This is a genomic window from Paenirhizobium cremeum, assembly GCF_047553425.1.
GTDB lineage: Bacteria > Pseudomonadota > Alphaproteobacteria > Rhizobiales > Rhizobiaceae > Allorhizobium > Allorhizobium cremeum.
On record NZ_CP180217.1, the window covers coordinates 817218 to 839703 of the forward strand.

Annotated in this window: 26 protein-coding genes; 19 read left to right on the forward strand and 7 right to left on the reverse strand. The window is 64.6% G+C overall.

All coding sequences use genetic code 11. The annotated features are described in order from the left end of the window. Positions 1–65: 65 nt before the first annotated feature. From ACLBKR_RS03980 to ACLBKR_RS04035, 12 genes are all read left to right on the forward strand, one after another. A complete protein-coding gene (locus ACLBKR_RS03980) occupies positions 66–650 on the forward strand; it encodes a TetR/AcrR family transcriptional regulator (protein WP_112830793.1) in 585 nt (194 codons plus the stop codon). 91 nt (positions 651–741) lie between these two features. Beyond that, on the forward strand, positions 742–1236 hold the full coding sequence (locus tag ACLBKR_RS03985) for a hypothetical protein (RefSeq protein WP_113439722.1): 495 nt from the start codon (positions 742–744) through the stop codon (positions 1234–1236). A 214-nt stretch (positions 1237–1450) separates the two neighbouring features. Beyond that, positions 1451–3784: a putative monovalent cation/H+ antiporter subunit A gene (locus tag ACLBKR_RS03990; protein ID WP_113448332.1), complete on the forward strand. Its 2334-nt coding sequence runs from the start codon at positions 1451–1453 to the stop codon at positions 3782–3784. A 49-nt stretch (positions 3785–3833) separates the two neighbouring features. Further along, the gene (locus tag ACLBKR_RS03995; protein WP_112830795.1) at positions 3834–4253 is read left to right on the forward strand and encodes a Na+/H+ antiporter subunit B; all 420 of its coding nucleotides are present in this window, start codon (positions 3834–3836) and stop codon (positions 4251–4253) included. Next, entirely contained in the window at positions 4253–4630 is a 378-nt protein-coding gene (locus tag ACLBKR_RS04000) for a Na+/H+ antiporter subunit C (protein WP_113448331.1), read from the forward strand. Before ACLBKR_RS03995 ends, ACLBKR_RS04000 begins: the two co-directional genes overlap by 1 nt. A gap of 145 nt (positions 4631–4775) precedes the next feature. Next, positions 4776–6362 (forward strand): Na+/H+ antiporter subunit D, encoded by a 1587-nt coding sequence (locus tag ACLBKR_RS04005; protein WP_113448330.1) that lies wholly within the window; start codon positions 4776–4778, stop codon positions 6360–6362. Next, positions 6359–6832: a Na+/H+ antiporter subunit E gene (locus ACLBKR_RS04010; RefSeq protein ID WP_113338903.1), complete on the forward strand. Its 474-nt coding sequence runs from the start codon at positions 6359–6361 to the stop codon at positions 6830–6832. Before ACLBKR_RS04005 ends, ACLBKR_RS04010 begins: the two co-directional genes overlap by 4 nt. Beyond that, positions 6829–7215, forward strand: coding sequence for a cation:proton antiporter (locus ACLBKR_RS04015; protein ID WP_113338902.1), 387 nt, complete (start codon positions 6829–6831; stop codon positions 7213–7215). The genes ACLBKR_RS04010 and ACLBKR_RS04015 overlap by 4 nt, the downstream gene beginning before the upstream one ends. Before the next feature lie 8 nt (positions 7216–7223). Beyond that, a complete protein-coding gene (gene mnhG, locus ACLBKR_RS04020; protein WP_414900729.1) occupies positions 7224–7550 on the forward strand; it encodes a monovalent cation/H(+) antiporter subunit G in 327 nt (108 codons plus the stop codon). Between the two features lie 436 nt (positions 7551–7986). Next, positions 7987–8415, forward strand: a complete 429-nt coding sequence (locus ACLBKR_RS04025; RefSeq protein WP_112830800.1) for a MucR family transcriptional regulator — start codon at positions 7987–7989, stop codon at positions 8413–8415. 197 nt (positions 8416–8612) lie between these two features. Then, positions 8613–8987, forward strand: coding sequence for a helix-turn-helix domain-containing protein (locus ACLBKR_RS04030; protein ID WP_113426235.1), 375 nt, complete (start codon positions 8613–8615; stop codon positions 8985–8987). After that, positions 8984–9835 carry a DUF6456 domain-containing protein gene (locus tag ACLBKR_RS04035; protein ID WP_414900731.1) on the forward strand — a complete coding sequence of 284 codons (852 nt, stop codon included), beginning with the start codon at positions 8984–8986 and terminating at the stop codon, positions 9833–9835. Before ACLBKR_RS04030 ends, ACLBKR_RS04035 begins: the two co-directional genes overlap by 4 nt. 7 nt (positions 9836–9842) lie before the next feature. Here ACLBKR_RS04035 and ACLBKR_RS04040 read toward each other — a convergent pair whose 3' ends face one another. Continuing rightward, positions 9843–10274, reverse strand: coding sequence for a SufE family protein (locus ACLBKR_RS04040; RefSeq protein WP_112830802.1), 432 nt, complete (start codon positions 10272–10274; stop codon positions 9843–9845). A 417-nt stretch (positions 10275–10691) separates the two neighbouring features. After that, positions 10692–11153, reverse strand: a complete 462-nt coding sequence (locus ACLBKR_RS04045) for a DUF5330 domain-containing protein (protein ID WP_113426233.1) — start codon at positions 11151–11153, stop codon at positions 10692–10694. A gap of 454 nt (positions 11154–11607) precedes the next feature. Between ACLBKR_RS04045 and ACLBKR_RS04050 the strand changes: the two genes are divergently transcribed. From ACLBKR_RS04050 to ACLBKR_RS04070, 5 genes are all read left to right on the forward strand, one after another. Beyond that, positions 11608–13155, forward strand: coding sequence for a sensor histidine kinase (locus tag ACLBKR_RS04050; RefSeq protein ID WP_113438604.1), 1548 nt, complete (start codon positions 11608–11610; stop codon positions 13153–13155). Continuing rightward, positions 13127–14179, forward strand: a complete 1053-nt coding sequence (locus tag ACLBKR_RS04055; protein WP_113438603.1) for a peptidoglycan-binding domain-containing protein — start codon at positions 13127–13129, stop codon at positions 14177–14179. The genes ACLBKR_RS04050 and ACLBKR_RS04055 overlap by 29 nt, the downstream gene beginning before the upstream one ends. 125 nt (positions 14180–14304) lie before the next feature. Continuing rightward, positions 14305–15753, forward strand: a complete 1449-nt coding sequence (locus ACLBKR_RS04060) for a methyl-accepting chemotaxis protein (RefSeq protein ID WP_414900735.1) — start codon at positions 14305–14307, stop codon at positions 15751–15753. An 85-nt stretch (positions 15754–15838) separates the two neighbouring features. Beyond that, positions 15839–16630 (forward strand): aldolase, encoded by a 792-nt coding sequence (locus ACLBKR_RS04065; RefSeq protein WP_113338897.1) that lies wholly within the window; start codon positions 15839–15841, stop codon positions 16628–16630. 219 nt (positions 16631–16849) lie between these two features. After that, complete coding sequence (locus tag ACLBKR_RS04070) at positions 16850–17482, forward strand: TetR/AcrR family transcriptional regulator (protein ID WP_414900737.1); 633 nt, start codon at positions 16850–16852, stop codon at positions 17480–17482. A gap of 297 nt (positions 17483–17779) precedes the next feature. Here the strand turns inward: ACLBKR_RS04070 and ACLBKR_RS04075 are convergent, their stop codons facing one another. Continuing rightward, positions 17780–18253: a VOC family protein gene (locus tag ACLBKR_RS04075; RefSeq protein ID WP_112830821.1), complete on the reverse strand. Its 474-nt coding sequence runs from the start codon at positions 18251–18253 to the stop codon at positions 17780–17782. Positions 18254–18411: 158 nt separating this feature from the next. After that, positions 18412–18603, reverse strand: coding sequence for a hypothetical protein (locus ACLBKR_RS04080; protein WP_112830808.1), 192 nt, complete (start codon positions 18601–18603; stop codon positions 18412–18414). 318 nt (positions 18604–18921) lie between these two features. Here ACLBKR_RS04080 and ACLBKR_RS04085 point away from each other — a divergent pair, with 318 nt between their 5' ends. Then, positions 18922–19272 (forward strand): DUF1491 family protein, encoded by a 351-nt coding sequence (locus ACLBKR_RS04085; protein WP_112830822.1) that lies wholly within the window; start codon positions 18922–18924, stop codon positions 19270–19272. Between the two features lie 40 nt (positions 19273–19312). On the opposite strand, the gene ACLBKR_RS04090 is transcribed toward ACLBKR_RS04085, so the two are convergent. Then, the gene (locus ACLBKR_RS04090) at positions 19313–20401 is read right to left on the reverse strand and encodes a DUF2336 domain-containing protein (RefSeq protein ID WP_414900740.1); all 1089 of its coding nucleotides are present in this window, start codon (positions 20399–20401) and stop codon (positions 19313–19315) included. 319 nt (positions 20402–20720) lie between these two features. Between ACLBKR_RS04090 and ACLBKR_RS04095 the strand changes: the two genes are divergently transcribed. Continuing rightward, positions 20721–20912: a hypothetical protein gene (locus ACLBKR_RS04095; protein ID WP_112830810.1), complete on the forward strand. Its 192-nt coding sequence runs from the start codon at positions 20721–20723 to the stop codon at positions 20910–20912. A 173-nt stretch (positions 20913–21085) separates the two neighbouring features. Here ACLBKR_RS04095 and ACLBKR_RS04100 read toward each other — a convergent pair whose 3' ends face one another. Next, positions 21086–21634, reverse strand: coding sequence for a DUF1254 domain-containing protein (locus ACLBKR_RS04100; protein ID WP_113338894.1), 549 nt, complete (start codon positions 21632–21634; stop codon positions 21086–21088). Continuing rightward, on the reverse strand, positions 21627–22214 hold the full coding sequence (locus tag ACLBKR_RS04105; protein WP_113442622.1) for a DUF1214 domain-containing protein: 588 nt from the start codon (positions 22212–22214) through the stop codon (positions 21627–21629). Before ACLBKR_RS04105 ends, ACLBKR_RS04100 begins: the two co-directional genes overlap by 8 nt. Between the last annotated feature and the right edge of the window lie 272 nt (positions 22215–22486).

Sequence of the window (22486 nt, forward strand, 5' to 3'; positions counted from 1 at the left end):
GCATGGCCGCCGACCTGGTTCCCGGCAGGATTGACAAACTACCTATCGATAGGTAGGCATGTTCCATGAGCAATCTCTCTACCACCTCCGACGACATTCTTCGCTGTGCCCGCAAGCTTATCATTGAAGGGGGCTATAACGGCTTCAGCTATGCCGATATCGCCGAGGTGGTCGGCATCCGCAAGGCCAGCATCCATCATCACTTCCCCGCCAAATCCGATCTGGTTCGCGCCCTGGTCGCGCGTTATCGCGAGGAGATGGAGGCGGGGGTCGCCGCGCTCGAACGCGAAGTGACGGACCCCGCCGCGCAGTTGCGCGCCTATGCCGGATACTGGCGGGCCTGCATCGTCGATGATAGCGAACCCTTTTGCGTCTGCGCCCTGCTGGCGTCCCAGATCCCGGTCCTTCCGGAGGATGTTGTCGTGGAGGTGAGGGCCCACTTCCGCGGCCTGTCGCGCTGGCTCGCCTCGGTGCTGCGGCGGGGCGGCGAGCAGGGCGTCATCGCGCTTTCCGCGCCCGCCGAGGCGGAGGCCGAGGTTTTCATGGCCACGGTTCACGGCGCCATGCTGTCGGCCCGCGCCTATGGCGATCCGGCCGTCTTCGGGGCGATCGTCGATCCCTTGCTTCTGCGTCTCGAAGCGCGCGACTGATGCCGCGCGGCGCAATCGTTTTTGTCGTATTTACCTACCGACTGATAGGTAGGTCGAAATCCCGTTTCGAAACCCTTGAAAGGATCTCCGCATGTTCGGTATCTCCCCGCTCGGCTGGCTGCATACGCTCGGCAGCCTGCCCGCCATCCCCGTCGCCTTCTATATGTTCGCCCGCCATGGGCGCATTGTACCCCGCTCCATTCCGGGCGGCATCTATTTCGTCTCGATGCTGATCGGCGCCGCCACGGTGGTTCTCGTCGCTCACCAGCCGGTCAGCTACGTCATCGGCCTCATCACCGCCTTGCTGGTGCTTGCCGGTTACGGAGTGGGGCGGCTGCCGGTTCCTCCGCGCTTGGCGCGCTATGTCGAGACCGTCTGTCTCAGCCTGTCCGCCTTCTTCCTGATGGTGCCCACGGTGAGCGAAACCCTGCGGCGGGTGCCTGACGGGCATCCCTTCGTTACCGCGCTCGATGCGCCGCTTCTCCTCGGTTTCCAGGCCGGCTTGCTCGTCCTTCTCGTGGTCGGCCTTTCGGCGCAGATAATCCACCTGCGCCGAAAGGGGACGGCGCGCGGCTTGGTCGAGTAGCCGCCGGACAAGGGCGGCGGGTCGTCCTGCACGGCGCCCCGCCATGCGCGCCATGGTCCCCGTCGCGTGCGTTCAAATCATCTTGAAGGCGTTGTCCGTCGGTTTTTTCCTGTCTTTTTCCGAACTTGCTTGAGGCTGCCGGCCATTTATCCTAACAACGGACGCATCGAAGATGTCGGGGGATCGGGCTGCGGGAAGCGGCAGGGGAGTATTGATGACAGGAGACGGGGCTGCCCTGACCTTTCTTGCCATGGCCCTGCCGTTTGTGGCTGCGCTTCTTGCCCCGCTTGTCGTGCGCCGACTGGGTGCCAATGCCGCGTGGCTTATTGCGCTCGCTCCGCTGGCCGTGTTTGCCCATCTCCTCGGCTTTTTGCCGGAGATCGCCAGGGGCGAGGTCGTCACCGGCGGCTATGCCTGGGTGCCGAGCCTGAACCTCAGCTTCTCCTGGTTTCTCGACGGCCTGTCGCTTACCTTCGCGCTGCTGATAACCGGCATCGGCACGCTGATCGTGCTCTATGCCGGCGGCTATATGAAAGGCCATCCGCAGCAGGGACGCTTCTTCTCCTTCATCCTCATGTTCATGGGCGCCATGCTCGGCGTGGTGATGTCGGACAGCTTCCTGATGCTCTTCGTCTTCTGGGAGCTGACCTCGATCACCTCCTTCCTGCTGATCGGTTTCGATCATCAGCGGGAAGCCTCGCGCCGGGCGGCGCTGCAGGCGCTGGTGGTGACGGGCGGCGGCGGGCTTGCTCTGCTGGCCGGCCTGATTTTCATCTGGAACATCACCGGCGTCACCCAGCTTTCCCTTCTGGTTCACACCGGCGATCTCCTGCGCGCAAGCCCGTTTTATGTCACCGCGCTTTTCCTCGTGCTGGGCGGCGCCTTCACCAAGTCGGCGCAGTTTCCTTTCCATTTCTGGCTGCCCAACGCCATGGAAGCGCCGACCCCGGTTTCCGCCTACCTGCATTCGGCGACCATGGTGAAGGCCGGCGTCTATCTCCTGATGCGGCTCAATCCGGTCATGGGCGAAACGCCCGCCTGGGAAATCCTCCTGCCGTTCTTCGGCGGCATCACGCTGCTCGTCGGCGCGCTGCTCGCCATCCGCCAGACCGACCTCAAGCTGATGCTGGCCTACACCACCGTCGCCTCGCTCGGCCTTCTGGTTCTGCTGACCGGCTTCGGTTCGACCTATGCGGTCGAGGCCGCCGTCCTCTATCTGGTCGCCCATTCGCTGTTCAAGGGCGCGCTCTTCATGGTCGCCGGCATCGTCGATCACGAGGCGGGCACCCGCGACGTGACGAGGCTCGGCGGACTGCGCGCCGCCATGCCGGTCACCTTCGCCGCCGCCCTTCTCGCCGCCATTTCCATGGCTGGCCTGCCGCCCTTCTTCGGCTTCCTCGCCAAGGAGGAGATCTATGCGGCGCTGGCGGGGTCCGGCCCGCGCGCCGTGCTCTTCGCGCTTGCGGCGATCCTCGGCAATGCGCTGATGTTCGCCATCGCCTTCGCCGTCGCCTTGAAGCCTTTCCTCGGGCCGAAGGTGGAAACGCCGAAACACGCCCATGAGGGGCCGCTTCTTCTGTGGTTCGGGCCGCTGCTCCTGGCGCTTGCCGGCCTTGCGGCGGCGGTCTTTTCGGGTCCGTGGCATCGGGCGGTTTCCTCCCCCATGGCCAGCGCCGTGGCGGGGACGGCAAAGGCCGTGACGATCGATCTCGTGCCGCATCCCGGCCTGCCGCTCGCGCTTTCCGGGGCGACGGTCGCCCTCGGCATTCTCGTCTATCTCGGCCTTTCCCGCGCCCGCCTTGCGATGGAGCGCCTGCTCGATATTCTCGGCCCCGGTCCGGATCGCGGTTTCGATGCCTTCATTCGCGGCCTCGTGCGCCTTTCCTTTCAGGTGACGCGCGTGATCCAGAACGGCCGGCTGGATGTCTACGTTACCTTCACCTTCGCGCTGCTGGCTCTGGCGCTTCTCGTGCCGCCCGTCCTCTTCGATGAATTGCCGAAGCTGCCGGCCTGGCCGGCGGATGCGCGGTTCCATGAACTCGCCTTCTTCGCCATAGCCGTCATCGGCCTCTTTGCCGTGCTGCGGGTGAACGACCGGCTGACGGCGATCGTCTCGCTCGGCATCCAGGGCTTCGCGGTGGCCATCATCTATCTGCTGTTCGGCGCGCCCGACCTGTCTTTCACCCAGTTCATGGTCGAAACGCTTTCTGTGGTCATCCTGGCGCTGGTGATGACGCGGCTGCGGCTTTCGCCGGCCGATCCCCGCACCCTGCTCGAACGTGTCGTCGACGGCACGATTGCGGTTGCCTGCGGGCTCGGCTTCTCGATGCTGCTGTTGAAGTCGACGGAAATCCCCTTCGATGCGGTGCTCACCGATTTCTTCAACACCTATTCCAAGGTGATCGCCCACGGCGCCAACGTCGTGAACGTCATTATCGTCGATTTCCGCGGCACGGACACTCTGGGCGAAATTGCCGTGGTGATGATTACCGGCCTTGCGATCCTGGCGCTGATCCGCATCCGGGTCGCTCCGAAGGGAGGCAAGTGATGACGATCGTTCCTTGTCTCTCTCCGGCGTGCTTTTACGGAGGCCACGCATGAATACGGTCATCTTCCGCACCTTCGCCCCCTTCGTCACCGCGCTGATGCTGCTGTTTTCGGTCTTCGTGCTGCTGCGCGGCCATAACGAGCCGGGCGGGGGCTTTATCGGCGGCCTGATCGCCGCCTCGGGATTTGCGATCTACGGCATTGCCTTCGGCGTGCAGGCGGTGCGCCGCGCGCTCTTCTTCCACCCGCTGTCGATTGCCGGCGCCGGACTGTTGCTGTCGACGCTCTCCGGCCTGATCTCGGCGCCCTTCGGCATGCCCTTCATGACGGGGCTGTGGATCTATCCCGAAATCCTCGGCGTCGAGGTGCCGCTCGCCACGGTGATGTCCTTCGATGTCGGCGTCTATCTGGTCGTCGTCGGCGCGATCACCTCCATCGCGCTCGCGCTGGAAGAAAGGGGGCTGGACTGATGGAAGCGCTGCTCTGCGGCCTCGTCGGCATCTTCTTTGCCGCGGCCTTCTACCTGCTGATGTCGAAGCATGTCGTGCGCATCCTGCTCGGCGTCGCCATCCTCGGCAATGCGGTGAACCTCATGCTGTTCACCGCCGGCCGCCTGACCCGCGAAGTGCCGCCGATCATTCCGGCCGGGGCCGATGCGCTGCCCGCCGGTGCCGCCAATCCCCTGCCGCAGGCCCTCATCCTGACGGCGATCGTCATTTCCTTTTCCTTCTTCTGCTTCCTGCTGGTGCTTGCCTATCGCGCCTATGAGGATCTCGGAACCGACGACACCGATGACATGCGCGTCGCCGAACCGAAGGGCGAACCGCTGCCGCCGCTGGGGTATTGATGATGAATTCTGCGAAGATGTTTCCGCGCTCGGCTGATGGTTGGTGCTCCGTAGCTACCCACTATTCCAAGGGCACCCCCCTCAAGGGGGAACTGCCCGGCAGGGCAGAGGGGGGTAACTCCCTGCCATCGGAGGAGCGCCTCTGATGGCCGCATCGTCCCCCGTCGATTTCTCCCGTACCCTGGTGATGGCGCCGGCTGCGGCAGGCGACTGGCTGGTCATCCTGCCGGTGGCGCTCTGCCTTGCCTGTGGCGCGGTGCTGATGATGCTGCGCCAGTCGACCCGGCTGCATCCCTATATCGCCATTGCTGGCCTCGCCGCTCTGGTGCTCACCGATGCGGCGCTTCTGGCGCGCGTCGCCTCGCAAGGGCCGGTGACGATGATGATGGGGCGCTGGCTGCCGCCCTTCGGTATTGCCTTCACCGTCGATCTCACCGGCGCGCTGCTGGCCTTCACCGCCGCCATCGTGGCGCTCGCGGGCGGGATCTACGCGATGAAGGATATCGGCACGAGCGGCCGCCGCTACGGTTTCTATCCCTTCCTGATGGTGATGATGGCCGGCGTCTCCGGCGCCTTCCTGACCGGCGACATCTTCAATCTCTACGTCTGGTTCGAAGTGCTGCTGATCTCCTCCTTCGGCCTCCTGATCCTCGGCTCGGAGCGCGAACAGATCGACGGCGCGCTGAAATATGCGGTGCTGAACCTGATCGCCACCACGCTTTTCCTGATCGCCGTCGGCTATCTCTATGCTGTCTTCGGCACGCTCAACATGGCCGACATCGCCAGCAAGGCCGGTGAATTGCCGGAGAGCGCGCCGCTGATGACGTTGTCCGCCCTCTTTCTTCTGGCCTTCGGCATGAAGGCGGCGGCCTTTCCGGTGAATTTCTGGCTGCCGGCCTCCTACCATACGCCCCGCATCGTGGTCTCGGCGCTGTTTGCCGGCCTGCTCACCAAGGTCGGCGTCTATGCGCTCTTGAGGGTCGTGGTCATGCTGCTGCCGCTCGAGCGCGAGGCGCTGAGCCTCGTCATCGCGGTTGCCGCATCGCTCACCATGGTGCTGGGTGCCATGGGCGCGCTGGCGCAATCGGATATCCGCCGCCTTCTCGGCTTCGTCGTCATCTCCGGCATCGGCAACATGCTGGCCGGCATCGCCATCGGCGGCGGGACGGGCCTCTCTGCCGCCATCGCCTATGCGCTCCATTCGATCGTGCTGATGACGGCGCTCTATCTTCTGGCGGGGGAGGCCGCCCGCCGGGGCGGTTCCTACCGTCTGGAAGACCTCGCCGGGCTCTGGAGCGCGGCGCCTGCCTTCGGCGGCCTGTCGCTCGCCCTGTTCTTCGCGGCAAGCGGCCTGCCTCCCTTTTCCGGCTTCTGGCCCAAGGCCATGCTGGTCAAGGCCTCGCTCGACATTGGTGCGTGGTGGCTCGCCGGCGCGGTGCTTCTGTCGGGCTTTCTCACCACCATCGCCTTCGGCCGTCTTTTCCTGCTCGCCTATTGGCGACCGGCGCCCGTATCCGCCCCGGCCGGTGCGGACGGCGTTCCGGCCGCGGGCCTTCCGGTTTCGAGAGCGGGCTTTGCCGCGATCCTTCCGGTTGCCGCGCTTGCCGCCCTCGTCGTCGGCTTCGGCGTCTTTCCGGAGCGGCTGATCGCCGTCAGCTTCGATGCCGCCGTCGGGCTCGGCGATCCCTCGGCCTATTATCTCTCCGTCTTTCCTGAAGGAGGGGCGCCGTGAACCTCTATATCGTCAATCTGCTGATGGCCGTCGTCTGGGTCGCCGTCACCGGCAGCGCCTCGCTGCACAACCTTGTCCTCGGCTTCGTGCTGTCGATGCTGGCGCTGCGCCTGATCCGCGAACGGCTCGGCGGCGTGCGCCACGCCGTGCGCCCGCTGCGGATTCTGGCGCTTGCCGGTCTGTTTTTCGTCGAACTGGCGAAATCCGCCTGGAAGGTGGCGCTGATGGTGATGAAGCCGAGGATGGAGGTGCAGCCCGGCATCTTCGCCTATCCGCTGACGCTCACCCGCGATTTCGAAATCGGCCTGCTTGCCAATCTCATTACGCTTACCCCCGGCACGCTCTCCGTCGATGTCTCAGACGACAGGAAGACGCTCTACGTGCACGCTCTCGACTGCTCGGATGTCGAAGGCGCCCGCCGCGATATCGCTGCCGGTTTCGAGCGCAGGATCAGGGAGGCCTTCGAATGACCGCGACCGACGCCCTCATCGGCATGGCCTGCAATTTCGCGCTCGTCGTGCTCGGGCTTTCGCTTCTGCTCACCGTCTACCGGGTCGTGCGCGGGCCGACCCTGCCGGACCGGGTGCTGGCGCTCGATATGCTGGTCGGCATCGCCATCGGTTTCATCGCCGTCATCGCCATCAGGACGCGATATGCGCTCTATGTCGATATCGCCATCGCGCTTGGCCTTGTCGGCTTCCTTGCAACCGTCGCCTTCGCGCGTTTCATCCTGGCGCGCGCGCTGGTGAAGGGGCAACCGGCCGGGGACGGCGCGGTGCCGCTTGCCGAAGCGGGCGGCGGTCCCGGCGCCGCCGGTCCGGCCAACGATCCGTCCCGGAAAGGTTCCGACTGAGGGCCGTCATGGTTTCGATCGTCACCCTTGTGCTCATCGTCGCCGGCGCTCTCTTCGCGCTGGTGGCGGCCATCGGCATCAACAGGCTGCCGGATCTCTATACCCGCATGCATGCGGCCTCGAAGGCCGGCACGGTCGGATCGGGATTGCTGCTTTTGGCGCTCGGCCTGCATTCCGGCGATGTCGCCGTTTTCAGCCGCGCGCTTGCCGGGTTCTTCTTCTTCATCCTGACGGCGCCCTTGTCTGCGCATCTGCTCGCCCGCGCCGCCCATAAGGCCGGCTACACTTTATCCACTGTTTCCGTCATTGATGAATTGAAGAACAAGACGCCTTAAATACTGGCTTCTTAAGTGCCCTAATATTCAGGATGTTTCACTATCGGTGCGGTTGCAGCATTGGCGGAAATTGCAATGTCTAAATTAAAAGGTGAGCAGGCTCCCCATATTTGGTGAAAAATATTAAGTGGACTTTTGTCCGAATGGTGATAATCGATTTAGTCGAGCACAGATCTTGAGAACTTGGCTGTTGCAACGGAAAATTCATCCGGCATTTGTTGTATTCAAAAGTACTACACTTGGGAGGGGTTTCGCGTCGTTGTAAAGACAGGTGCGGGATCGGGCAGGTTTTGTCCACCGCGTCAGCCGGAATCTAGGGGTGGATTCCAGGTCGGAAACGGCAGGGTCGTCACGGAGGCATCACCTGTTTGCTTAAGGAGTGGCGTTTGTCTTGCGGCAGGCGTCTGGCAGGCATTTTTTGAACAGGAGAAGTGAAATGACTGAAACCGCATATGGCCAGGGCCATGATCTGTTGGTGGAACTGACCGCCGACATCGTGGCGGCCTATGTCAGCAACCACGTGGTTCCGGTCGCAGACCTTGCCAATTTGATTTCCGACGTCCACTCGGCGTTGAGCAATACGTCTGCGCCGGCGCCCGTCGTGTCGGTGGTTGAAAAGCAGAAGCCGGCGGTCGCCGTGCGCAAGTCCGTGCAGGACGACCAGATCATCTGCCTGGAATGCGGCGGCGCTTTCAAGTCGCTCAAGCGCCACCTGATGACCCACCACAATCTCGGCCCGGAAGAATATCGCGAAAAGTGGGATCTGCCGGTCGATTACCCGATGGTGGCGCCAGCCTATGCCGAGGCGCGTTCGCGTCTCGCCAAGGAAATGGGCCTCGGCCAGCGCCGCAAGCGCGGCAAGTGAGCCAGAGCCAAAGCAGAAGAACCGGGCGTCAGCCCGGTTTTTTTATGCCTGAATAGAGGAAATTAATCCCATATGAAATCATCATTTTAAGGAAATCTCCAACGGATTCAGGGAATTTTGTGATGCATGCTGCTTTTCACGTCCCCGTTTTCCGCTAGTGTTGTATGAATAAATTCCTACAATTTAGGAGTATTCATATGTCACCCGATAGTGCCGTTCCTTCCTCCCTGCCGGGTCCTGCGAAAGCTTCGCCCGCCCGCCGCATTCTCTGCATGATCGTGCGCCAGATTACCGCCGAACTGCTGGCCATGACCGGCGACGGCAGCAAGGAACGCAGCGATCGCCGCCGCGCCGTCTGCCATGTGCGGCAGATCGCCATGTATGTCTGCCACGTCGCCCTTCAGATGCCGCTCGCCGAGATCGGCGATGCCTTCGGCCGTGATCGCACCACCGTCGCCCATGCCTGCCATGTCGTGGAGGACCGCCGCGACGATCCGGCCTTCGACGCTTTCGTCGCCATCATCGAGCGGCTGGCTGAGACGCTGCTTCTTCTTCCCGGGAGCCGCTCATGAAGAAGAAGGGTGTCACGGAAGCGCACACGGCCCGCAAGGCCCACGACGACGCTGGCGATCCCATCCGTCGTCCGCTCCTCAGGCTCCTGCGCCTGTCGCTGAAAGGCCCGCTCGTCATCGCCGGCATGGAGGGGGAGACCGCAAGCCTTGCGCTCGCGGACGGGCGGGCGGCGCCTGTTCCGGTAGCGGTGCTGCGCCACGCCGTATCCGCGGGTCTTCTGGTGCGGGAAGGAAGCAGCCTCTCGTCCTGCGAGGGAACGGCCACCTGGCTGCGCCGCGCCATGGCGGAGGAAGCCGACGACGCTTTCGCGGATCAGCATCGGGATGTTGTCCCGGCGACGGTCGAGACCGGGGAGGGGCGATCCGTCACCCGCCGCAATCTGGCCGAATCGCCGCTTTCGGCGCTTTCACGCCTGAAGGAAAAATCCGGCGGGGCCTATCTCGTCGAGGAGGCGCTCGCCGCCGGCGAACGGTTCGCCGCGGATTTCGAGCGTGCCGGCCTGCAGCCGCGCATCACCGCCTCCTGGGAGCCCAGGCTTGCCGGCCGCATGCGCGCGCAGCCCGCAGCCGCCGGAGATCTCACGGACTCGGCACTCGGCGCCCGCGACCGCCTGAATGCGGCAATCGAGGCTATCGGGCCGGAGCTTTCAGGCGTTGCGCTCGATGTCTGCTGCTTCATGAAGGGATTGGAGACCGTCGAGCGCGAGCGCCAGTGGCCGGCGCGCTCCGCCAAGCTGATGCTGCGCACGGCCTTGATGGCGCTTGCCCGCCACTATGCGCCGCCACCCCAGCGCAGCCGCCGCGCTCACCGCTGGGGTGCTGAGGATTACCGTCCCGAACTCGGATGAGGCGGGGTCAGGATGTCGCCGAAGCGACCAGATGGCGGGCGGCCTCCTCGCGGATACGCTGGATCATCGAGCGCAGGCCGTTGGCGCGCTGCGCCGATAGATGCTCGATCAGGCCGATCTGGGAAAACAGGTCGATGGCGTCGAGCTTGACGATCTCGGAGGCGTGCTTGCCCGAATAGGCGGCAAGCACGATTGCCACCAGACCGCGCACGATGTGGGCGTCGCTGTCGCCGGAAAAATCGATCACCGGGTCGGCGCCCTCGTGCACGCGGGTGGAAAGCCACACCTGGCTTGCGCAGCCCTTCACCTTGTTTTCCGCCGTTTTCTCGGCTTCGGGCAGATCGGGCAGCGCCTTGCCGAGTTCGATGACATAGCGATAACGATCCTCCCAATCCTCGAGATAGGCGAAGTCGTCGATCATCTGCTGCAAGGTCGTCATGGGTCGGAAATCCTTCCTGTTCCCTTGGATATAAGGGATAGCTCGCAAAGATGGAACAGTTCTAAAGCATGTCGCGCGAAACTATCGTGCGGTTTTGCGCCAGCGTCATGCCCGGCGTCTTGCAATGAAACGAGGATTTGGAGCGTGCGGAGCGAGTCTGGAAAGTTGCGACCCTTTTCAGGAGCAACCCGCAAGCTGGACAGGTGTTCCGCCCGGCCTGCTCCAGGGATCGGCGGAACCCTATCGTCTTCCGCCGGCGTGAAAGAAAAAGGCCGCGCGGTTTTTTCCGCGCGGCTCGGCAATATGGCCGTAAGGTCCTGTGGGACAGGCAGACAGGCAACGGAACCGGCCGGGAAATCCGGAAGGCGGTTTCGATGCAAGCGGGTGGCGGGGCCGGTTCGGCCCCGGAGAAATGGTTCAGAGCTTCGGCGGCGTATAGGGCTTCGGGCCGTTGCCGTTCTTCGGGCGCGGCTCCGGCGTCACCGTGCCGGTGATGATCTCGGAAATGGTGGTCGGCTCGGCGGCGGTTTTCGCCTCGGTCGTGGCGGCGGGAGCCGGCTTCAGCGTCATGGCCGGCGCGGCGGGTTCAGCCGTGTTCTGGTCGGCGAACTGGCTGTCGAGGATCTGGTAGGCGACATAGGCGCCCTCGCGGGCCCGGTGGCCGAGCGCGGTCAGCGTTTCCGCGCCCTTTTCGCAGACGTCGGGCTTCTCGGTGCAGATGGCGGAGATATATTGGTAGGCATCGGTCACGACGGCGATGGCGTCGCCGACGGCGACCTGCGGGCCGGTCGCTTCATCATTGGCGGGCCGGGTGCTGAAATAGGACAGCGCGACCAGCACCATCGAAAACCAGAACGTTCCCTTGATTAGAAACCACATCGTCTTCACCAATCCCGTGTTGCCGGTCCTGCCCGGCCTGCGCCGGGTTGTTTCCCGGTCGTCTTCAGCGACACTACGGTGGGGGTGCAAAGATCGCTTTGCAAAACTCCCTCGGATTCGCGCAAAATTCGATTAAAAGTTGAACGATTGGCCCGTTGATGGACATTCGTGTCGAATTGTAGCGACCGCCGTTAAGCATAACTATGGCGAAGCCCCGGCAATCCACCGGCTTTGCCGCGACCGCGCTGCCACAAAGGTTAATGCGGTTGAGAAATATGAGACAATTCCGTCGCTTACGCCCCGTTAACCACGATTTTGAAAGCTTCCCGGAATTGTCCCGATATGGGCCAGAGAGGGCCTGCGAAGGGCTTTCGAAGGCCCTGCCTTATCTTTTCCTTAAGCGCGGAAGGCCTATGTTCGGCTCACGAAATGAGTCGTTTCGCGGGTATAAGTCGTGTTGGTATTGCGTAACATTGCGGGTAGGGCGGAGGCGATCCTGGATCGTGCGGCCGGCAACTGCCTGTCGTGGAGCGCCGATGGAGACCCGGTCGAACCCGGCGAGGTCGTGCTGGTGCGCCGCCTTGCCGCAGGATTCGTTATCCCGCTCGTCGCGGTTCCGCTTGCTCTAGCCTATCTCCTCGGACCGGCCACCGCGCTGCCGCTCGGCGTCGCGCTGGTGATTGCCGCCTTCCTCGTCTGCTGCGTCCTCTTGGTCGCCGGTCATCGTTATGGCGCCGCCCTGCGCCGCAGCGAGGAGAAGGAACGGCCGGCGGGGCTCTCGGTCGATTTCTGCCCCGGCCTCGTGCTGTGCCTCGATCCGGTCGGCATCGTGCGCTCGGCCGGCGGCCGCGACCGCGACTGGTATCTTTCTTTCCTGCGCGATCCCTTCGATCGTCCCTTTGCCGAGCAGGTCCATGTCTCCGATCGCATCGCCTTCGTGCAGGCGCTGGACGAACTGCGCCAGGGTGTGGATGCCGAGGTGATCGACCTGAGGCTCGAGCGTCCGGTTCTCGGGCTCGATCACAAGCAGTTCATGCATGTACGTCTCGACATGTCGGCCGAGCGCGCCGCCGATGGCAGCCTTCGCGCGATCCATGTCCAGGTGCTCGACATCGCCGGCGAGATGCAGATCCGCGACATCGCCGCCCGCAGGCAGGACGAGGCCGTGGCCGCCCATGAGGCGAAGTCGCGCTTCCTCGCTGCCGTCAGCCACGAACTGCGCACGCCGCTCAACGCCATCCTCGGCTTCTCGGACATTCTCGCCGGCGAGTATTTCGGCAAGCTCGAAAACGACCGTCAGCGCGAATATGTCCAGTTGATCCGCCAGTCGGGGGCCCATCTGCTTTCGGTGGTCAATGCCATGCTCGACATGAGCAAGATCGAGGCCGGCCGTTACGAACTGGTGCTGGAAACCTTCCCGGTCGCCGAAGCGGTCGCCGAATGCGAAAAGATGCTGTCGCTGCAGGCTGCCGGCAAGGGCGTCGCTCTGACGAGCCGTGTTCAGCGCGGTCTCGGCGAGGTGGTGGCCGATGGTCGCGCCGTCCGTCAGGTCTTGATCAATCTCGTCGGCAATGCCATCAAGTTCACGGAAGCCGGCGGCGCCGTCATCATCGATGCGATGCGCGAAGGCCCGGACCTGAAGATCGTCGTCAGCGACACCGGCATCGGCATTGCGCCCGAGAAGATGGCGCTGGTCGGCAGGCCTTTCACGCAGATCCACGACGATCTGAACCGCGGCCACGAAGGATCGGGCCTCGGCCTGTCGCTGGTGAAGGGGCTGACCGCCCTGCACGGCGGCACCTTCCGGATGGAAAGCCGTCCGGGCGAGGGCACGGTGGTCACGGTAACCTTCCCGGCGGACGGTTCGGGGGCGGCCGCCGTTCTCGCCGGCGGGGACAATATGGTCGAGTTTCCGCCACGGCTGAAGCCGCTGGAAATGCAGGTCCGCGAATTGGGCAGGAAAGAGACTGTGTATGACGAAGCGAAAGCGAAAATCGCCTGAAAGGAAGCCGGCATCGCGGGTGCCGGGCTTGCTTTCTGCGGGGTTTGCCGCGCTCGTGCGCGGTGCCTCCCGCCATCCACGCCTGATCGGCGGGGTGGCGAGCTTTGCCGTTGCTTTCGGTTTCGTCGCCGCCAATGCGCTCTGGTACCAGCCGGGTCGTCATCCCTCGCCGATCTTCCGCACACGCGACGCTTCCGATTTCAACGCGCTGGCCGGTGTCGCCCGCAATCCCATGCTGGAACAGGACCCCGCCAACACCACGACCTTCAAGATCGAGCGTGCTCCTGCCGAGGGTGAGGCCGTGGCGACCGAAGCTGCCGCCGTCGAGCGGGCCGAGACCCTTCCGCCGAGCGGCGATCTCGATGGCGACGGCGTGAGCGAGCTTGCGGTTGCCGTGCAGGCGGAACTTGCCCGCCGCGGCCTTTATGCGGGTGATCCGGACGGCGTGATCGGGCCGCAGACGGAAGCGGCGATCGCCCTTTTCCAGAAATCGGTCGGCATGGAGCCGAACGGCCTCGTCAGCGACGAGCTTCTGGCGGCGCTGAGGGTCGACAACAGCGCGACCGCCGCCGTGCCGAAACAGCGCCCGCCGACCGATGTCTCGTCGCAGGACGCCGCAAAGGACCCGGTCGCCGCCGCGATCCGCAGCGCCGAGAAGGCGGTTGTCACCGCGCCCGCCCGTTCGGCCGCGAAGCCGGAAAAGACCCCGGCGCAAACCGCGGCAAAGACCCTACAGGCGAAGCCGGCCGCGCCGCAGCCTCCGGCTGCCATTCCGGCTTCCGCGAGCAACGATGATGCCGAGGCGCAACCCGCGAGCCTGACCGCCGCGCCCGATCCCGGCCTCGTGATGGAGATACAGCGCGGCCTGTCCAACATCGCCTATACCGACGTCCGCATCGACGGCGTGGCCGGCGAGGCAACCCGCGCCGCGATCCGCCGTTTCCAGCGGCATTACCGCCTGCCGGAAACCGGCGAGCCGAATGCCGCGGTGCTGAAGAAGCTCAAGGATATCGGCGCGCTCTGAGCGAGAGTACTGGGCTTGCCAGGTACGAAATCGCGCCTCGGTTGTGGCGACTTTGACCATTCCAACCTTTGCAAATCGTTAACTGCTGCGACCGATACTGTTCTCGGGCTGGGAGGACCGATTGCATGAGCGCCGTGGAAAGACTGTTGCCGGAGGAAGAGTCCGTTTCGACCGGCTCTCCGCATGCCGATGCGGATGCACTCCGCAGCATCGTCGGCAAGCTCGCCCGGGAGGCCTCGACGCTCGGCGTCGATCTGGTCGATATCGCCGGCGCGATCCAGGACGTGGCGGCGATGTCGAAGCGCCATTCCGATACCTTCGATGCGGTGACGCGCACCGCGCTTGCGATTGCCGAAACCAACAACGATGTCGCCTCCACACTGCGCGCGACCGATGAAACCGCGGCCGAGGCCCGCCATATGCTTGGCGATTCGGCGAGCCGGCTTGCCGGCGCCGTCGACAAGATCGACCGGATGGTCGCGGTCTCGCAGGAGATTTCGAGCGAAATCGGCACCTTCGCCGTGTCGCTTTCCAATGTCGACAAGGTTGCCGAGGAGATCGGTTCGATTGCGCGCCAGACCAATCTCCTGGCGTTGAATGCCGCAATCGAGGCGGCGCGTGCGGGCGAGACGGGCAAGGGCTTTGCCGTCGTCGCCGCCGAGATCCGCGCACTCTCGCTGCAGACCTCCCAGGCGACCGGTTCGATCCAGGCGATCCTCAACGAAATCCGCAGCAGGATCGCAAGGCTCTCCGAGGCGGGCAGGGGTGCCAGCGAAAGCGCGCTTGGCGTGCGTGACACCTCCCAGGCGATGAACCAGTCCTTCTCCACCATGGAGGGCGTCATCACCCGCATTCTCGACGGCTCCTCTGCCATGGCGAAGACCACGGAAATGGTCGACCGCCAGTGCAGCGATTTCGTCACCACCCTCGGCTCTGTGGCAAAGGAGGTCCGGCAGTCGGACGCCGCGCTTCAGAACGCGGCGGTGCGGGTCGACAAAGTTGTCAATCTGTCGGAGACCCTGATCCAGCTCACCGCCAGCGCCGGCATCGAGACCGAGGACAGCCGGTGGATCGACACCGCCCGCGATGTGGCGGCGGCGATCTCCTCCGCCTTCCAGCGCGCCGTCGATGGCGGCCGCATCGGGTTGTCGGCGCTTTTCGACCAGGCCTATCGGCCGATCCCCGGCACCGATCCGGTGCAGATGCTTGCAGCCTTCACCGAATTTACCGATCGGGAGCTTCCGGGCATCATCGAGCCCGTTCTCGCCCTCTCCGACCGCATCGGCTTCTGCGCGGCGGTGGATACCAACGGCTACCTGCCGACCCATAGCCGCAAGTTTTCCCAGCCCCAGCGCCCCGGCGACCCCGTGTGGAACGCCGCCAACTGCCGCAACCGCCGCATCTTCAACGACCGTGTCGGCCTTGCCGCCGGCCGCTCGACCGCGCCCTTCCTCGTTCAGACCTATCGCCGCGACATGGGCGGCGGCAATTTCGTGGTGATGAAGGATATCTCCGCTCCGATCACGGTCTCGGGCCGTCATTGGGGCGGCCTGCGCCTCGCCATCCGCGTCTGACTGCGCCTTACGCCGGTTGCGGCTGCCGGGCGGCTTGCATCGTCCGGCAAAGCTTTTAACCATGGGGCATCAAGGAGATTCCCCGATGGCCCATGAACTGAACCGCCCCGATCCGGCCTTTGCCGTCCGCCGCAACGTCAATCTCGAGACGGACGAGATCTGGCAGGCCCGCGTCGATCTGGCCGCCTGTCTGAGAACGGCGGCGCGCCACGGGCTGGAAGAGGGCATCTGCAACCATTTCTCCGCCGTCGTGCCGGGCCATCCCGATCTCTTCCTGGTCAACCGCCTCGGTTATGCCTTCGAGGAGGCGAGCGCCTCCAACCTGCTGATCTGCGATTTCGACGGCAACGTTCTCTCCGGCGATGGCGAGCCTGAGGCGACGGCCTTCTACATTCATGCCCGCCTGCACAGGATGTCGCCCCGCGTCGGCGCCGCCTTCCACACCCATATGCCCAACGCCACCGCGCTCAGCATGCTGGAAGGCGAACCGCTGGTCTGGGCGGGCCAGACGGCGCTGAAATTCTATGGCCGCACCGTGGTCGACGAGGACTACAACGGCCTGGCGCTCGACGAGCGGGAAGGCGACCGCATCGCCGCCGTCCTCGGCGACAACGACATCCTCTTCATGAAGAACCACGGGGTCATGGTCTGCGCCGCAAACATCGCCGAGGCCTGGGACGATCTCTACTACCTGGAGCGCGCCGCGGAAGTGCAATTGAAGGCGATGAGCACCGGCCGCCCGCTCCTTCCGGTCAAGCCCGAGGTGGCCGCCGCCGCGGCCCGCCAGATGCGCGACGGCGACCCCGAAAGCGCCCGCCTGCACCTCGAAAGCATCAAGCGCGTTCTCGACCGCAAGGACCCGGACTACAAGCTCTGAGGTGTGGGACGGCGGGGCGTCGGGCGGTTTTCCGGGGCGGGACGCGCGTTGACGCAAAAACGGAGCGGAGGCGAAGTCGTCGGGTTGCGTAGCGGCCGGGCAGAGGGGTGCCCCACGCCCACAGTTCTGTCGCCCACCGTGGATTCCGTTGTCGCCGGAAATGTTCTATGAGCGTTTCAAGGATTGCAGCGAGACGATGAAGAGATGCCGGGAGAGGCAATGACGGTAGGGGACAGCCGTGAAATGACGGGCGTCGCGAAAAGCACGCTTGCAGGCGCATTGCAGGACAGCGGGATGAGCGACCGGCATCGCGATATCCTCGAAGCGGCCGCCGCCCTCTTTGCCGAGCGCGGTTATGCGGCGACCTCGGTGCGCGATATCGGCGAACGGGTGGGGCTGCTCGGCGGCTCGCTCTATCACTACATCAAGTCGAAGGAAGCGCTGTTCGTCCGCATCCACGATATCGCCCTGCAGGTGGCGGAGGACCGCATCCGCGCGGCCATCGCGCCCGTGTCCGATCCGTGGGAACGGCTTGAGGCGGCCTGCGTCACCATGATGGAAATCCAGCTCGATCCCAATTCGCTGACCATGCCGCTGATGAACGACTTCGCCTCGGCCCCGGCGGAGATCCGCGAACGGCTGGTCGAAAAACGCGATGCCTTCGAACAGGTATTCCGCGACCTGATCGCCGCCCTGCCGCTCGACCCGGCGCTCGATCGTGGCGTCTATCGCCTGCTGCTGCTGACCCTGCTCAACAACGTCTCCGGCTGGTATCGCCCCGGCCGCATGACCCCCGACGAACTCGGCCGCCAGATCGTCCGCATCTTCAGGCACGAGGCGGCGAGGGGATAGCTCCCGGACACAGCCTGCGCCTTTCGGCACATGGCCGCCCGCCGGTGTCCGGTTGGCGGCAACTGTCTTGTCAAGGCCGAGGCGTCCTTCCCGTCATGCCGGACTTGTTCCGGCATCCAGCGGCGCGATGTCCATCGCGCGAAAGACTCTTATGCGATCAGGGACTTGATCGTGCTGGATCCCGGAACAAGTCCGGGATGACGATGGTGGGTGCGGCACTGTCCGGTCACGATAGACGGTTGGCGTAGGATTTCGCCCCCCTCCGGCCCCATCCCGCAACGCACTCGACGCAAACCGTCAGCCGCGCCGCGCGGCCTCGATGGCGGCGACGTCGATCTTCTTCATCGTCATCATCGCGTCGAATGCCCGCTTCGCTTCGGGGCCGCCTCCGGTGAACGCCTCGGTCAGGGTGCGTGGGGTGATCTGCCAGGAGATGCCCCATTTGTCCTTGCACCAGCCGCATTCGCTTTCCTGCCCGCCATTGCCGACGATGGCGTTCCAGTAGCGGTCGGTTTCCGCCTGGTCCTCCGTGGCGATCTGGAAGGAAAAGGCTTCGCTGTGCTTGAAGGCCGGCCCGCCATTGAGGCCGATGCAGGGAATGCCGGCGACGGTGAATTCCACCGTCAGGACGTCGCCCTGCCTGCCGGACGGAAAATCGCTCGGAGCCCGGTGAACGGCGCCGACGACGCTGTTGGGAAAGATCGACGCATAAAAGCGCGCCGCGGCCTCGGCATCCCGCTCGTACCAGAGGCAGATCGTGTTCTTGGCAATGGTCATGGCGTGTCTCTCCTCCCTTGATCCGCCCGGCGCAACGCGCGGCGGTTTTCCTGCTGAATTGTGCCGGACCACGAAGCGCCGGATTGCCGTCGTGTCGTGTGTCGCGCCCGGTTCCACCGGGAGCGCCCAGGGTCCGTTCAACCTCGCATCCGTCAGCGCGGCGTCGGCGTCGGAATGGTGCCGTGGTTCGGATCGTTCGCATCCTGCCGCTGTCGCTCGGGCCCGGATCTCGCGGTTTCGCGCCGCCGGTCCGCCTGCCGGATCGCCCGGATGCTGGTCGCCTCGTCGATGAGATCGGTCAGTTCGTCTTCGGACAGACCGGACAGATCGAAGGTTCTTGCCATGACACTCTCCTTTGCTGGCTTCGGTGTTCGGGGAGGTAACGCTGGACGTCGAAAAACGTGCCGTCGCATGGCGAATTTCCTGCGAGGAGGCAAAACGATAAGCCCGGCCCTGAGGCAACTCCGGCAGGAACGGGAACCGGCTTCGCTTTGGAAATTGCAGGAGAACGAAGGGAGGAAACCCTGAAGCGCTGCCTTCTCGCCCGCTTGCCGGCATGTCTTGCCGGCTGCGCGATTTACACAAGGCGGCGCCTGCCCTATTCGGGCAGGGCCGGCACCCACCTTGCGGGTGCCAAGAACACTTCCGGGGATCTGATCGCCATGCGACTTCGTTCCGATATCTTCGTGTCGGCGCTTCTGCGCCGGGTCTTCGCCGCCGGCGGCTTTGCCGCGGTGGTCTCGAAGGGCGTCGAGGAAGCGGGTGCGATCTTCGTCAGGCAGCGGTTCCGCGACGGGCTGGAAACGCTCTACGGACCGGCGCCGCAGGCCCTGCTCGGCGAGGAGGATCGCGACAGCCGCCTGTTCGAGGCGAGGCTGGAAAAGGCGGAGCCGGAAGCGGTCGACGAAATGCTTGCGCGCGAGCGCCGCTGGGACCCGGATTGCTGGGTGGTGGAGCTTGAAACCGACGAGATCGGCGACCTTCTGCCCATGGCGAAGGAAGGCAGGCCATGACGGTTCTCGGGCGCGGCTGACCCGCCCGGAATGCCGACCGTCAGCGCTGCCGCGCCTTCAGCACCTGCCGGCTGTGTTCGTCTACGCTTTGCAGGATCGCTGCGACGGGCTTGATCGCCTGCGGCTTTGCCGGCGCGGTCGTGGGGTCCTCGCCGCCGGCGGAATGGAAGGTGTAGCTGTCGGCGCGGCGCCAGGTATCGACCCGTTCCTCGCATTCGATCGGATCGAGGCTTTCGATCAGCCGTTCGGCGCGGGACATGCCGCCCTCGTCGCGGGAAAGATGCGGATAGAGGCTTTTCAGCACGAAGGCGATTTCGGCGGGCGCCATGGCGACGCCGACAAGCGTGGTGGCAAGCTGGCGGCCGGAAATATCGAGCAGGATGCGTTCGGCGAGCCAGCGGCTGGAAGACAGCGTGTCGGCGAGCGTCGTGGCGAGAAGGCCGGCCTCCCGGTTGCGGGCGAAGCGCACCAGGAGCGCCTCCTGCAGCGAGGTGACGGTCCTGAGGCCGAGGCGATCGGCGGGCGGACGGTTGACATGGGCGGCGAGCCGCCTGATTTCGCCGCGCAGTTTCTCCTCGCGCTCCAGCCGTCCGTCATCGGCGGCGGCCGGTCCCGATGCCGCCGCAGCCGCCGTCGCCGATGGGCCGCTCCGCTCGCCGTCCGGGGTCGTTGCGGCCGGTTTCGGGTGTTCCGCGGGCGTCCGGCTCTTCGGCGTATCGAGATGCCGCATTCCGACCAGCGCATCGATCACGGTGGGCGAAAGCGCCTCGCGCCGGACGATGGCGCGGGCATGCGCGGCCCCTTGCGTGCGGGCGATCATGATTAGAAGGTCATCGGAAAGGCAGGGCGAGGAGGCGAGAAAGGGGGCGGCGATGGCAATCGGCTGGGATGCGATGAAGAGGGCGACGGCGGTCGGGATGTTGGAGCATTGGGAAAGGGCCGCGACCGCCTGCCGTCTCGCCTCTTCGCTGGAGGCGTGGAAGAGCGGCGTGAAGAGTTCGGCGAACTGCCTGAGTTCCGACTTGGTGGGGAAGGCAATCTCATCGAAACTGGTGACGGTGGCCATCAGCACTACGTCCTTCTTCCTTACGCCCACCGGCTTTTCCAGCTCACGAAACCGACTGTTCATGATACGACCCACGCTCACGCAATACCCGTGTTCCAGATTAGAACGAATTTGTTAGCAAGCTGTTAACTAAGCTGTGGCCAAATCAGGGCATGGGGGTGCATAAGCATGATTCGTGTATCTCTAATTTAGTGCAGTTCGCGTGTCCCTCCCGGTGGGCGGCTTCTACCTCCGGCAGGTTCGCGCTGAGAAAGGCACGATTGGCTCCGGCCCATGGGCCGCATGGCATTGCCGTCCGCCGGAGACGTGCTGGCCCTTCATCGAAAGGGCAGGGTGAGATCGCACGTCCTCATCCGTCTCGATCTGGAAAACGGAGACGAGAATGGCGGAAATTATCAGGATCAAGGATCGGTTGTCGCTGGCGGACAGGCGCGTGCGACGGGACGGGACGGCGGCGCAAATCCTGCTGTTCACCGGCATACGCTACGAGCGTTACGAGCCGCCGCGGATAACAGAGAAACGCCTGCCGGCGCTGCCCCGCCCGCTCGACGGCGGCATGGACCAGAGGCCCTGACGCCTGCGGCTGGACGTCTGTCGCGAAAGGCGTCGAGCGGTTTTGCTTGCCGCGACGACCGGCAGCACGACAAATAGAGCGCCGGTGGCGCACCCGTTCCCGGCAGTTTGCGGCAGGGCAGAGGGGGGCGGAATGCCGCCACGTCAGAAACGCCCGAACCCAAAAGACCGGGCTCAAAGCCCTTCCACGGGCGCGCAGACGGCCTCATCCAGGAAACTGTCGGCCTGCTCCTCGAGGCTCGGCTGCGGCGCCATGGCGCGGAGCACCGCATAGCCTGTATTGCTCCTTGCCTCGACGATGATCGATTCCGTCAGGGCGGCGACCGGTGTCTTGCGGATTCTCGCCATCTGCACGGGGTTTGCCACCAGCACGTCGAGATTGCCCGAGACCGAGGTGCGGTCGTTCATGCTGAAGATTTCGTTGGAATTGGCGTCGTAGAGCGCCAGCGACCAGAAGGCCGGCCCGCGCGGCGCAAGCAGCCGGAGCGGCCGCCGTTCGATGTCGAAATGACAGACGGCGACCCGGAGATAAGGATCGCCGTTGGAAAGCCCGGCCGCATCCGGCGTGTCGGCAAGCGCATAGAACCGGTTGGCATTGCCCTCCGCCTTCACCCGCGTATAGGCGTCGCGGCCGGTATAATGCGGCAGCGAGAGAATGATGATGATATGCAGCACCACGGCGCCGACGAGGCCGGTCGCGACGGCATAGAGGAATTTATTCATTGCCGCACCCGATCGTCTCGACCTTCGGCATTTCGAGCCCGATCAGCCCGGAACTTCCCGCCGCCGGCGTATCGAGCAGCGTCAGCACCAGCGAAAAGCGCCCGGCATCCGGCAGCGCCAGCCAGTTGCCGGCATGGGCGGTGGGCGAAATCACGATCTCGAAGCTGCCGTCGCGCTTGCGCAGGATGCTCTGCGAATTGTGCGAGCCGGGAAGCTCGGCCCGCGTCGAAAGCGGCCGGCCGGCGGCATCGGCGGCATAAAGCGTCCAAAAGCGGGCGGTCGGCGTGCGCCCGGAGAGCCGGTAGCTGCAGGTGCCGATGAGCTGGCGGCCGCTCTCGTCATGGCCGGCGGTAAACGTCAGCCCTTCCGCCGAACCGTAAAGCAGTCGCCCGGCCTTCGCCCGGTGGGATTTCGCATAAGGATCGGCGGCATCCGTCTGCGCCTGCGGGAAGGCGCTCCACACCCCGAGCCGGATCGCGCCGAAGCCGACCGAGGCATTGAGCGCCGAAAGCGCCGACAGGATCCCGCCGCCGAAGGCGATGACGAGCGTAACGGCGATGAGCAGTGGAACACGCAACACGGCTGGCTCTGGACCCTCTTGAAATGCAACGCGGCCCGCCCCGCGCCGGGTTCCAGCGGTATCACTGATTCTGGGGAAGGGGAAGGCGAGGGGTGTGGGGGGGCGTATTGCATTCGCCTAAAGCCTTGAATTATTTGATGCATGTCAGTAGCAGGGGAGGGAGGATGTCTCCCTTTTGTGTCTGTGCATTACACTGGATGCAATAGTGGTAACCGATATGGATGTCGAGTACGAAGACTGTAGATGTCACCGCAATGAGACACGCCACCAGA

Excerpts from the sequence above, each read along its gene's own strand:
- ACLBKR_RS03980 (WP_112830793.1), top strand. The coding sequence starts at position 66 with ATGAGCAATCTCTCTACCACCTCCGACGACATTCTTCGCTGTGCCCGC.
- ACLBKR_RS03985 (WP_113439722.1), top strand. The coding sequence starts at position 742 with ATGTTCGGTATCTCCCCGCTCGGCTGGCTGCATACGCTCGGCAGCCTG.
- ACLBKR_RS03990 (WP_113448332.1), top strand. The coding sequence starts at position 1,451 with ATGACAGGAGACGGGGCTGCCCTGACCTTTCTTGCCATGGCCCTGCCG.
- ACLBKR_RS03995 (WP_112830795.1), top strand. The coding sequence starts at position 3,834 with ATGAATACGGTCATCTTCCGCACCTTCGCCCCCTTCGTCACCGCGCTG.
- ACLBKR_RS04000 (WP_113448331.1), top strand. The coding sequence starts at position 4,253 with ATGGAAGCGCTGCTCTGCGGCCTCGTCGGCATCTTCTTTGCCGCGGCC.
- ACLBKR_RS04005 (WP_113448330.1), top strand. The coding sequence starts at position 4,776 with ATGGCCGCATCGTCCCCCGTCGATTTCTCCCGTACCCTGGTGATGGCG.
- ACLBKR_RS04015 (WP_113338902.1), top strand. The coding sequence starts at position 6,829 with ATGACCGCGACCGACGCCCTCATCGGCATGGCCTGCAATTTCGCGCTC.
- mnhG (WP_414900729.1), top strand. The coding sequence starts at position 7,224 with ATGGTTTCGATCGTCACCCTTGTGCTCATCGTCGCCGGCGCTCTCTTC.
- ACLBKR_RS04025 (WP_112830800.1), top strand. The coding sequence starts at position 7,987 with ATGACTGAAACCGCATATGGCCAGGGCCATGATCTGTTGGTGGAACTG.
- ACLBKR_RS04030 (WP_113426235.1), top strand. The coding sequence starts at position 8,613 with ATGTCACCCGATAGTGCCGTTCCTTCCTCCCTGCCGGGTCCTGCGAAA.
- ACLBKR_RS04035 (WP_414900731.1), top strand. The coding sequence starts at position 8,984 with ATGAAGAAGAAGGGTGTCACGGAAGCGCACACGGCCCGCAAGGCCCAC.
- ACLBKR_RS04040 (WP_112830802.1), bottom strand. The coding sequence starts at position 10,274 with ATGACGACCTTGCAGCAGATGATCGACGACTTCGCCTATCTCGAGGAT.
- ACLBKR_RS04045 (WP_113426233.1), bottom strand. The coding sequence starts at position 11,153 with ATGTGGTTTCTAATCAAGGGAACGTTCTGGTTTTCGATGGTGCTGGTC.
- ACLBKR_RS04055 (WP_113438603.1), top strand. The coding sequence starts at position 13,127 with ATGACGAAGCGAAAGCGAAAATCGCCTGAAAGGAAGCCGGCATCGCGG.
- ACLBKR_RS04060 (WP_414900735.1), top strand. The coding sequence starts at position 14,305 with ATGAGCGCCGTGGAAAGACTGTTGCCGGAGGAAGAGTCCGTTTCGACC.
- ACLBKR_RS04065 (WP_113338897.1), top strand. The coding sequence starts at position 15,839 with ATGGCCCATGAACTGAACCGCCCCGATCCGGCCTTTGCCGTCCGCCGC.
- ACLBKR_RS04070 (WP_414900737.1), top strand. The coding sequence starts at position 16,850 with ATGACGGTAGGGGACAGCCGTGAAATGACGGGCGTCGCGAAAAGCACG.
- ACLBKR_RS04080 (WP_112830808.1), bottom strand. The coding sequence starts at position 18,603 with ATGGCAAGAACCTTCGATCTGTCCGGTCTGTCCGAAGACGAACTGACC.
- ACLBKR_RS04085 (WP_112830822.1), top strand. The coding sequence starts at position 18,922 with ATGCGACTTCGTTCCGATATCTTCGTGTCGGCGCTTCTGCGCCGGGTC.
- ACLBKR_RS04090 (WP_414900740.1), bottom strand. The coding sequence starts at position 20,401 with ATGAACAGTCGGTTTCGTGAGCTGGAAAAGCCGGTGGGCGTAAGGAAG.
- ACLBKR_RS04095 (WP_112830810.1), top strand. The coding sequence starts at position 20,721 with ATGGCGGAAATTATCAGGATCAAGGATCGGTTGTCGCTGGCGGACAGG.
- ACLBKR_RS04100 (WP_113338894.1), bottom strand. The coding sequence starts at position 21,634 with ATGAATAAATTCCTCTATGCCGTCGCGACCGGCCTCGTCGGCGCCGTG.